The organism is Paenibacillus sp. J31R122, assembly GCF_056269185.1.
Genome location: NZ_JBWDNM010000030.1, coordinates 20,899 through 30,340 on the forward strand (window position 1 = coordinate 20,899; position 9,442 = coordinate 30,340).

The 9,442-nt window shown below is 39.4% G+C and carries 14 protein-coding genes; 2 read left to right on the forward strand and 12 right to left on the reverse strand.

Going from position 1 to position 9,442, the window contains the following annotated elements; all coding sequences use genetic code 11:
• Positions 1-61: 61 nt before the first annotated feature.
• The 10 genes from AC0YN7_RS29065 to AC0YN7_RS29110 all read right to left on the reverse strand — a co-directional run bounded on the left by AC0YN7_RS29065 (position 62) and on the right by AC0YN7_RS29110 (position 5,578).
• On the reverse strand, positions 62-352 hold the full coding sequence (locus tag AC0YN7_RS29065) for a hypothetical protein (protein WP_475813499.1): 291 nt from the start codon (positions 350-352) through the stop codon (positions 62-64).
• Between the two features lie 303 nt (positions 353-655).
• Entirely contained in the window at positions 656-961 is a 306-nt protein-coding gene (locus AC0YN7_RS29070) for a hypothetical protein (protein WP_475813500.1), read from the reverse strand.
• Positions 962-1,246: 285 nt separating this feature from the next.
• Entirely contained in the window at positions 1,247-1,732 is a 486-nt protein-coding gene (locus tag AC0YN7_RS29075; protein ID WP_475813501.1) for a hypothetical protein, read from the reverse strand.
• A gap of 134 nt (positions 1,733-1,866) precedes the next feature.
• Positions 1,867-2,163, reverse strand: a complete 297-nt coding sequence (locus tag AC0YN7_RS29080) for a hypothetical protein (RefSeq protein ID WP_475813502.1) — start codon at positions 2,161-2,163, stop codon at positions 1,867-1,869.
• 58 nt (positions 2,164-2,221) lie between these two features.
• A complete protein-coding gene (locus AC0YN7_RS29085) occupies positions 2,222-2,524 on the reverse strand; it encodes a hypothetical protein (RefSeq protein ID WP_475813503.1) in 303 nt (100 codons plus the stop codon).
• 147 nt (positions 2,525-2,671) lie between these two features.
• Positions 2,672-3,058 carry a hypothetical protein gene (locus AC0YN7_RS29090; protein ID WP_475813504.1) on the reverse strand — a complete coding sequence of 129 codons (387 nt, stop codon included), beginning with the start codon at positions 3,056-3,058 and terminating at the stop codon, positions 2,672-2,674.
• A 312-nt stretch (positions 3,059-3,370) separates the two neighbouring features.
• Entirely contained in the window at positions 3,371-3,736 is a 366-nt protein-coding gene (locus tag AC0YN7_RS29095) for a hypothetical protein (protein WP_475813505.1), read from the reverse strand.
• 461 nt (positions 3,737-4,197) lie between these two features.
• On the reverse strand, positions 4,198-4,629 hold the full coding sequence (locus AC0YN7_RS29100) for a DUF4279 domain-containing protein (RefSeq protein WP_475813506.1): 432 nt from the start codon (positions 4,627-4,629) through the stop codon (positions 4,198-4,200).
• A gap of 145 nt (positions 4,630-4,774) precedes the next feature.
• Positions 4,775-4,954 (reverse strand): hypothetical protein, encoded by a 180-nt coding sequence (locus AC0YN7_RS29105; RefSeq protein ID WP_475813507.1) that lies wholly within the window; start codon positions 4,952-4,954, stop codon positions 4,775-4,777.
• Between the two features lie 162 nt (positions 4,955-5,116).
• Positions 5,117-5,578 (reverse strand): hypothetical protein, encoded by a 462-nt coding sequence (locus AC0YN7_RS29110; protein ID WP_475813508.1) that lies wholly within the window; start codon positions 5,576-5,578, stop codon positions 5,117-5,119.
• 170 nt (positions 5,579-5,748) lie between these two features.
• Here AC0YN7_RS29110 and AC0YN7_RS29115 point away from each other — a divergent pair, with 170 nt between their 5' ends.
• Positions 5,749-6,378: a hypothetical protein gene (locus tag AC0YN7_RS29115; protein ID WP_475813509.1), complete on the forward strand. Its 630-nt coding sequence runs from the start codon at positions 5,749-5,751 to the stop codon at positions 6,376-6,378.
• A gap of 116 nt (positions 6,379-6,494) precedes the next feature.
• Here the strand turns inward: AC0YN7_RS29115 and AC0YN7_RS29120 are convergent, their stop codons facing one another.
• Entirely contained in the window at positions 6,495-6,923 is a 429-nt protein-coding gene (locus AC0YN7_RS29120; RefSeq protein ID WP_475813510.1) for a hypothetical protein, read from the reverse strand.
• Between the two features lie 694 nt (positions 6,924-7,617).
• The gene (locus AC0YN7_RS29125) at positions 7,618-8,787 is read right to left on the reverse strand and encodes a helix-turn-helix transcriptional regulator (RefSeq protein ID WP_475813511.1); all 1,170 of its coding nucleotides are present in this window, start codon (positions 8,785-8,787) and stop codon (positions 7,618-7,620) included.
• Positions 8,788-8,950: 163 nt separating this feature from the next.
• Between AC0YN7_RS29125 and AC0YN7_RS29130 the strand changes: the two genes are divergently transcribed.
• Entirely contained in the window at positions 8,951-9,103 is a 153-nt protein-coding gene (locus AC0YN7_RS29130) for a hypothetical protein (protein ID WP_475813512.1), read from the forward strand.
• The last annotated feature ends 339 nt before the right edge of the window (positions 9,104-9,442 follow it).

Consider the following 9,442-nt stretch of genomic DNA (forward strand, 5'->3'; position numbering starts at 1 on the left):
GGTGCAGACTGCTCCATGGTGCATTGAACTAACGTTACCCGTTAGCTTAAGACGGATAATTTTAAATGAATTTACTTGGGTCAAGTAATATCCAAATAAATAAAGCGATATTTAAAACAGATATAAATAAACCACCTACAAGATAACCTTTATATGATTTCTTTTCCTTTTTCAAATAAATCATAAGTGGAATTAAGTAAACCCATTGGTAAAAACCAATAAATAGTCTATTTATAGTGAAAACACCATCATCAATTATGTTGATTAGCATCAGAACATGTGTAACAAAATAAAAAATGATTAGATAAACAAAAGTCAAACCAAAATTCAAAGAAAACCTGCTATTTAACACATTCCCCCCCCCTTTTTCTTGTAGTCTAATACAAAAAGACATTTACACAAAGCTGATTTTCGTGAGGAATTTTTCTGAATTGACCTCCATTCTCACATGTAGAACCGCATCCCAATGAAAAAAGTTTAACAACATTATTTAACAGGTAATAGTACTAAATATTCGTAGTACCAACTAAAGGGTTTCGTACCTATCCGTGTATATTGAGTTATCCTGCCCGTTAGCGCAACGAAGGACTGCCACGCGGCAGCCCTTTTCGATATTGAACTATCGTATCCCGATAGCTTAATGAGAAATGTGAAGTTATACACTTAGTCCTAACTTATCAATGAGAAAATCACCTTGTTCGATTTTCAATGTTTTCTTTTCAATATTAAATTCCCATCCATTTTCAATCGCATATCTTATTAAACGTTCACAATTCCTTGGCTTATGTGGGATGAAGTGCCAGCTACCTTCCCATCTAAATAAGACTTCAAAATATGAGGTTTTTGATGAATAGACCTTAAAATTCACAAATTTATTACTAGGGATTTCATTTATAACGCAGTGGAATTGAGAACCATTTACCATTATCTTTTTAGTTCTTTTGCTGAATGTCTTCCCCATTAATATGACCTTCCTGAAAACGACATTTTTCAAGCATGACGAGCCATACTGTTACTTTGAAAGTATAGCACACATTGGAATTAACCTGCCCGTTAGCTTAATAAAGAAAGAGAGCAGCTGCCGCAGCAAACTGCCCCTCATTTGTTTAACTAACGTTCCCCGTTAGTTCAATGAGTTCATGGAGGAAAAGTTATTTCAGTCATTCATTATTCGTTTCGGAACCCAGAACCTTCCCTGTCTTGTCCATGTACAGTTTCGTCATCATACCGTACTTGTTCTGCCCACTTACTCCAAAAAACAAGGCTTGATGGTCTTTTCTAACGTTGAAATGATATCCTTTAGCCCATCCTTCCCCTGGTTTGACACCGTTTTTAATCGCAATCTGCACCATAGTAGTTGAGTCAAGTATGAGATCGCTTTGTGGAATAATTTCAAAGTCTTGAATGTCTTCTTGTACAGTTCGCGTAATCGCAATCTTACTTTTTTTATGTTAATGATTAAAGTTTCATTTCTTTGACCATTTCCAAAGAGCAAATTCCAAACTTCTCTTTTGCCATCATTACCAAGAGTAGATGGTGGTGTTGAGCCTGTGTCACCAACACTCGTGATCAAGATTAGATTCGCCTGAGCATCCCATTTTCTTGCTTCTGTAAGACCGATCTGGAAAGCGTCTACTAATGTGATCCCTGAACTGGTGGATGCTGTGGCTTTACTCATTACATTAATGCAGCTTAACAAGATTAAGAAAATCAAAACGCCTCTCCGTAACATTAGACAGAATCCCCCATAAATGTTTGGGTTATTTTCCGCATAAATGATTAAATTATTCTGCCTGTTAGCTGAATAAGCTGCCGTTCGTGCCGGCAGCCTGCTGTTGTACTATCGTTTCTCGTTAGAAAGATTTTTTAAAAATAATAAGTAATGTTTAATCCTCTGCTATCATATTTTTGTTCAAGCTCTAACCTCTTACTTTTGTTTCTTATATTTTGAAGAGAGCACGAACTGCAAGGAAGACAATCAATTAGCCAAGTATCAATATAAATTTCCTCATGCTGGGGATCTATAGAAAATGCATGTTCTGCTATTTCGATAAGCATTTGGGCATTAAATATATTGGACTTGATTTCATAACAAGCATCTCCGTGATACACCCAATTTTCAGCATTTGGATTATACTCATATTCACATTCAGTACACTTCATATTATCCTCCAAATCAAACATATCCCTAAGTTGAAACCGATACTAATATCGTTTCCCGTTAGTTCAATAAACTAAGAAATGCAGGGAGTAATATTAACAAAATAGAGCCTGAAAGTAGTAGTTGGGTTGCTCCTCTTGGGAGTTTTTCTCTTCCCTTTCCTTTGTACCATCCACTGAATTGCATTTTATTTCTATATAAAACGAAAATCAGAATGTAAATACCAAGCATTGCAATCCAGCCATGTTCATCAATATTGATGTCGATTTCTGTGTATATTTTTCTAATTAAATATCCCAAAAATCCCCCAAGAAGTACGACTATAATAATAATAATACGAAGCAATTCAAGTATAACCCTCAACGTATCTCCTCCTTATGCTCCAGCCACCTTAACCCTGTATGTTTCAATAACTTGGAAAGTTGCGCTAAACTGCCCGTTAGCTTAATAAAGAAAGGGAGCAGCTGCCGCAAGTTAAACTAACGTTTCCCGTTAGTTTAACTCCTGGTCTCAGTTCAGTTTAAGTACCTCTTTGATAAAGAATTTCATTTCACTCAAGTAAGGTGATATATGAACAATCCCGTCCTTGTTCATTAGGACATACATGGGATATGTTTTTATGCCCAATTTTTTTAATTTTTTGTTCAGTCGTTCGTTGTAATCATGACCACTCATTTCCGTAATATTACCTTGAAATACGGGGCTGGAATTTATGAAAATTTGCACTTCATTCATCTCATTATGAATTGCTGATCCATCAGTTTTAAATAGATGTAATTTATAATTACTATGTTGAGGTTTTAATTCCTCGATAAACTCCTTTGAAGTTTCGTTACTGCAACCACTATAAATGATTATTGCTAAAAAGCCCATTAGCAAATATGCAATCGGTTTCAATAGAATCCCCCTTTATCTGGAAACGATGGTTGAATAACAAAGTGAATGGACTGCCCTATCTTGTTTAGCCCCACCCTAAGCTTACCAGTATTTAGACGTATATTGTTCGAGTTTGTTGCGCTAACCTACCCGTTAGTTCAATAAAAAAGAGGAGCTACCACATAGGAAGCTCCTCCGCTATCGTTCTCCGTTAGTGTAACGTATGGATAACGTTCGGAAACGGTTTTATTCACATGCTATCGAGTCAGAGATCGCCATTGAAAGTAAACAATTTCACTTCGGCGACGCTTCCTTCCTCCGCCTCACAGCTGCCTAGCACGTGCTGCTGCTCATCTCCTTCTTCTTGTATTTTCTCGCCTTACACGTGAATGTTGATTTACTGCCTCCATAAATGTCCCTCGTACTATCCCTTTTGATCGTTACCAATTTACCATCTGAAATTAAATCGTAGATCGAGTATCCCCCATCAAGGAAAGGTGGAATTGCTAGAACGTAATCTGGTTTTTTATTATTGAATCTATCTACAAATTCCTTCATCCGAATTAAGTCTTCATCACCGAACGTTTTTAAGATATCGCTACCTGTATGGATTGGTTGCTTATGGTTATAGCTTGAGTTTGAGCATGATGATATTCCAAAGCAAACAAGTATCAGCAAAACGAGTTTGAAATTTTTCATGATGATCTTTCCCCCTTTTTAACATAGACGAAAAAAATGGACAAATGTTACGGAGAGAGGATTCAGTAAACTGCCCGTTAGTTTAATAAAACGAGCAGGCAACCGCAGTGCCTGCTCATCGTTGTGTGCTATTGAACTAACGTTTCCCGATAGTTCGGAGAGTTGTTGAAGACTAAACAATATCTTTTTCTCCACTCAATCTTTTTATTTCCTTTTCCAAATAGTTCAGACGTCTGTGTATTCTATATATTATTGATGTATAAGCAAGCACAATAAGCAGTACCCATGTCATGATGATTTCCCCCGCTCGATTATTTCGAATCCCTTTCCTTAAAGGTTAACTATGCTTCAAATAATTGTCACGAGTTTTCCAACAATTCTTCCAGTTACTTCAATAAACGAATAGGCGTCGCCTACGGCGGAAGCCCCTCAACTATCGTGCTCGTTAGTTGAATGACCGTTTAGCTAAAAATATACAAGTCAAAGTCCACATCTGCGTTTATTGAGTACGCAAAGCTAATAAATCTATGCTCTAAATATATAGCTGGTTTTTCATTATTTTCGATGTTAATAACAATGTCGAATTTATACGATACTTTGTAGTCATTTTGGATTTTCTTCAGTTCAATAACCTTATTTTCTAATGTGTCCAAGAGTAAATACAACTGGTCGTTAATATCACAGGATTCTTGGTAGTCTGAACTAAGTATCCAGGCAGTCTCTTTTCTGTAATTGATGGTGGTGCTAATCAGATTTTCATTCTTAGGTCTAACAATAACATCATCTTTGTTGTACGATTCGGTTGGTTCGATACACAGTAATTTCGTAACTTCATTTACGGGAAAGCTGTCCCCAAAGATGCTGAAATACGCCTTGACGTTGGTCTTATCCATTTTCAATCACCCCAGTAAATTCAAGGAATTTTCCATTATGGTTATTTTAACACTAACTAAGCTGCCCTTTAGCTTAATGAAAAAATGAAGCAACTGCCGGATCGCAAGCTGCTCCATGGTGCTATGATCTAAAGTGCCCGTTAGTTCAATCATCAATATTCTTAATTTGTTCTCCATTTTCATCAATTTGGAAGCTTCCACCTCCAAAATGCCATCCTTTGCTCTCGATAAATTCGATAAACGCATCACAAAACTCGTTATGCCCTAAATCACCTTCATTGGCATAAACACTACCTTGAATTTGAACTCCAAAAGGTCTTTTCAAGCACATCTCACTCCACTTCTGAATAGCATCACAATTATCCCCTTAGATTTTACCATGCAAAACTGCCCTTTAACTTAATGAAGAATGGAGCAGTTGCCGAATTGCAATCTGCTCCATGGTGCATTGGACTAAAGTTCCCCGTTAGTTCAATCACGATCTGAACTACATCAATTTATTATCAAAGAATTTTTTCAACTCTGAGGATTCGATAACATACTTTATTTGATTCTTTTTATACGATCTGGTTACGTAAACGTCCTTTTTGTCATACGTAATTCGAACTTCAGCGTTCGATTTCAAGATAAATACGATTTCTGCACTGGGGTTTGGATTGACGTTGATCTCGTAAAATATTTTATTAACTTCTTTAACCCTGTCCGCTGGCACGGAAATAAGCCAGGAGCGAATTTGATTTACCTCTTGATAGCTTAACTCGACATACACATGTCCCGCCGTTACACCGCCATAAATCCACATTCCTGCATTTGCTACATCATCGGCTGATTCTTTAAAAAGAATCACAGACTCCGACTTATCGACGAGGTCTGCGAAATATAAAAAAAACAGCCCCAAAACGACTATTGTGAGAATGAGGGCAATCGATGTTATGCTTTTTATACCCATTTTCTCCACCCCCACGGATTCATACGTTCCTTAAAAGATAATGTTGCGCTAACCTGCCCGTTAGCTTAACAAACCTATAGCAATACTCTTTGTTAAATGAAGGTGATCAGGTAGGTTTCAGCGAAATATTCATCTTAAGTGATGATATGACGATAACGGAGGGAAGACAAATGAGTGAATTTACTTCAGGCAATCTTGTTTTGAATAAACATAGGGAAGCTATCGAAGACTACAATCCCATTTTTATAAAACCGCTTAATGACAAATGGAGCGTGTTTTTTACGGAAGGTACAGAAGTTAGTGACACCTATCCTGAGGATATTATAAAAATGACTGCTGGAGTACCTGTATTATACTTTTATAATTTCGAAGACCACGGCTGGGGTTTCACCATCTTTTATAAAAGTAGAGTTGTATCTGCATTCGATTTTTCGTATGAGGAAGATGAAATTGAATTACAGAATTATGTACAAGAACGGTTTCCCGAAGAAGAAGCTGTTGAATTGCTCTATGTGAACCCCAATTCAGACGCTTTTAGGGTTAAAATGCTTAAGGAATTCTATAAGGAACATAGCAAAGAAGACAAAGTAAAGAAACTTATTAAGAGTCTTGACGTGGACGCTTTTGCGTTGTTCAACATCGATTCGGGTGGACTTGATAGACTGCGAGATATTTTCCGTATTGAGTCGTTGGTCAATCTTCAAGATCGTTTTACCTTGATTGACGACTTCAAAGCGACTATAGATATCAAGGAAATGTGCTGGATCCGTGCCGATCGGATAGAGAATCTGATGAATTAACAACTGCCTCTCGATTGAATCATTAAGCTGCACTAGCCGCTAGCCCTGACCTGAAATTAAGTTAAGGCTAGCGGCTATTTTGTTGAACTAACGTTCTCCGTTCGCTTAATGGACGGTCACTTCGTAACCAGGAATCCCTCCATAATTTCTTTAACACGCTCATCATGAAATTCGTGTTCTGTGACATAGAAAAGTAATACATTCCGTATTTGATATTTGCTGTGCGTTACCACACTTGCTGATGCTGTTTTATCTTCAAAATCCTTTAGTCCTTTTTCAGTCTCATGACTGGAGGAATAGACATAAAAGCTGATTAATTGATTTTCATTAATTGTATAAGCCTCGGGTTTGACACCATTCAAAGTCCTTAAAAATACATTTTCTGGACTTAATCCATTTGGCATAGTTAACGGAATATTGTACCTCTCAAATGTATCTTCAATCTCTTCTGCCGTTATTAGTATTTCATCATTCGTGCTTGCACCTTTCGTGCACCCTGTTGTTATGAAACACACTAACAATAGAATCATCATAACATTTCTCAAGCATTTCCCTCCTTCGTAAAAATCCCATAAATTAGGACGATAAATTATATACGAATGTTGCACTAACCTGCCCGTTAGCTCAACGAGGCTGCCCTTTCATGCCGGCAGCCTCGTTATGGTGTTTGTTAAGCTATAGTTCCCCGTTAGATTAACGCCGTTGCCTAGTCCAGAACTTTATTCCCACAATCGAATCCTTTCAGTCTAATGCTTTATTTTCTCAAGACTACCGCAACCAGTAGCAGTGTCTTGATATCCTTATTCCCGGTCAATTTGAGATCCAGATTAAAGATGTTCCTCTCCCATAACACTTCAATCGGGAGTGGGCTAAAGTTCTTGTCATCTGCAATTGACAAGAACTTTAGCCCACAAATGAAAGAAGCCGCTATTTAAGCGACTTTACTGGGACAATGTTCTTGTCTTCCGACAATCAGTTTGGCCTCCTGGTGTCGTGACAACAATAAAACTTTGGAAGGTTCTGTGTATTGCTGGTTCACAATGATCCGAAAATCCAAACAAAAAGCTACCGAATTTCAAGCCGGTAGCTTTGGGGATCGCCGACGGTCCATGCATCACCAATCTCCGATATACATGTCTACTTTACTTTATTTAATAAGTTTGTCACCATTCTGCTCAATGTCCCTTGATCGACGAAAGGAGCAAGACTTGCCAGCAGATCCGGGCTAAGATATTCAGCTTAGACTCCACCAATCAACTTCTCGAGATTTTCCCTGTCCAGAAAAGGTGCGAGGCTTATGATCCGGTTCGCATCGATGGTGCCGTCTACAACCCGGTCTACCAAACGACTTAATGTCTCTCTGCTAATAAAGGGTGCCAGTCCTTGAACGGAATGCCAGCTCAAGCTGCCCTCTTCTGCTTGTTGTACCAACCGATCTACATGTTCTCTTCCAAGAAACGGCGCCAGGCTTACAATTCGATTCACATCCATGCTGCCGTCTGCAACCCGGTCTACCAAACGGCTTAACGTTTCTCTGCTGATAAAGGGCGCCAGTCCATTCACGGCATTCCAGCTCAAGCTGCCTTCTTCGGCTTCTTGTACCAACCGATCCACCTGCTCCCTATCCAGGAAAGGTGCGAGGCTTACGATCCGGTTCGCATCGATGGTGCCGTCTACAACCCGGTCTACCAAACGACTTAATGTCTCTCTGCTAATAAAGGGTGCCAGCCCTTGAACGGAATGCCAGCTCAAGCTGCCCTCTTCTGCTTGTTGTACCAACCGATCTACATGTTCTCTTCCAACAAACGGCGCAATTCCAATAAGATTGTGCACTTCTAAAGAACCGTCAATCGATTTATCTACCAGTCGGCTTAATGTGTCACTGCTGACGAACGGAGCGAATCCGGTAATAACATTCCACACAATTTCGCCCTCTTCTGCCTGACGAACCAGTTCATCCAATGTATCTGTTCCAAGGAATGGAGCCAGCCTCATGATCACATCTAACTTAAGGACGTTTCTGTCTAATCGTTCAGTAACCTTATGCAGAGTGCTTGCCTTTACAAACGGCGCTACTTCTACAAGCTCTTCCACCTCCACCTCTCCGGTATTGACCATCTCTGCAACTTGTTCTGGCCTGTTCTCTGCGATCTCCTCAACGATCGTTCCTAGGTGCTGGTGCTCCCGATTTTCTGCGTTTTCTCCTGCATTAATAATGTCGTCTACCGTTTTGCCGAATAACCTCGCAAACTGCGGAAGCGTTCCGATATCCGGTAGCGAGTCGCCCCGTTCCCATTTCGATACCGCTTGATGACTTACATTCAGTTGATCGGCAAGTTCCAATTGGGTCAGATCCCGGTCTTTGCGAAGCTTCGAAATATAAGCTCCAATTTTACGTAAGTCGAGCATCGTATTACCTCCGAAAAAACAAAATGTACAGTGCGCACTGTCGAAAACAGCATAGCATTTCCGCAAACGTAATCCTATCAAGCGTTGGTTGAATTGTCACATCCGCTTTATTCAACTGCCGGTAGAATTGTTCAGATTGAAAATCGCCAGAGAGGGTAGCCAGATGATCCCGCAGCATATGCGAGATCTGGAATCCACCCGCCCTACACTACTTTTGTCGATTTCATTTATAGGTTTTTTTCTACAAATCATTTCCATTGACCTGCCCGTTAGCTCAACGAGGCTGCCGATTTATGCCGGCAGACTTGTTCTGTGATTGTTAAGCTATAGTTTCCCGTTAGCTTAATGAAAAGGAGCAACTGCCGCGGCAATCTACTTCCTTGATCGTCCAACTATCGTACCCGTTAGCAAAACTGTCAAAAGGGTCTTAATTTCTTTGGGGGAAGAGTACTTACGCTAACGGGGAACGACTAACAGGCTGCCCTGGTAGCCTGTTTTGATGTCTTTTATACAGAAATAAAAAACACGTGCTGCATGTAGAATGCTTAAATCATTATCAGATAAGTTCTTTAGTGTTGCCTCAACAACGTTTTAACTGCTCAAGCTCGGGACCTGTAATACTTCCAAAGCAGCATACCGAACAAAATTCCGCCGG

Coding starts and splice junctions, on each gene's coding strand:
- AC0YN7_RS29110 (WP_475813508.1), bottom strand. CDS start 5,578: ATGGGTATAAAAAGCATAACATCGATTGCCCTCATTCTCACAATAGTC.
- AC0YN7_RS29125 (WP_475813511.1), bottom strand. CDS start 8,787: ATGCTCGACTTACGTAAAATTGGAGCTTATATTTCGAAGCTTCGCAAA.
- AC0YN7_RS29095 (WP_475813505.1), bottom strand. CDS start 3,736: ATGAAAAATTTCAAACTCGTTTTGCTGATACTTGTTTGCTTTGGAATA.
- AC0YN7_RS29080 (WP_475813502.1), bottom strand. CDS start 2,163: ATGAAGTGTACTGAATGTGAATATGAGTATAATCCAAATGCTGAAAAT.
- AC0YN7_RS29115 (WP_475813509.1), top strand. CDS start 5,749: ATGAGTGAATTTACTTCAGGCAATCTTGTTTTGAATAAACATAGGGAA.
- AC0YN7_RS29100 (WP_475813506.1), bottom strand. CDS start 4,629: ATGGATAAGACCAACGTCAAGGCGTATTTCAGCATCTTTGGGGACAGC.
- AC0YN7_RS29070 (WP_475813500.1), bottom strand. CDS start 961: ATGGGGAAGACATTCAGCAAAAGAACTAAAAAGATAATGGTAAATGGT.
- AC0YN7_RS29130 (WP_475813512.1), top strand. CDS start 8,951: ATGATCCCGCAGCATATGCGAGATCTGGAATCCACCCGCCCTACACTA.
- AC0YN7_RS29075 (WP_475813501.1), bottom strand. CDS start 1,732: ATGTTACGGAGAGGCGTTTTGATTTTCTTAATCTTGTTAAGCTGCATT.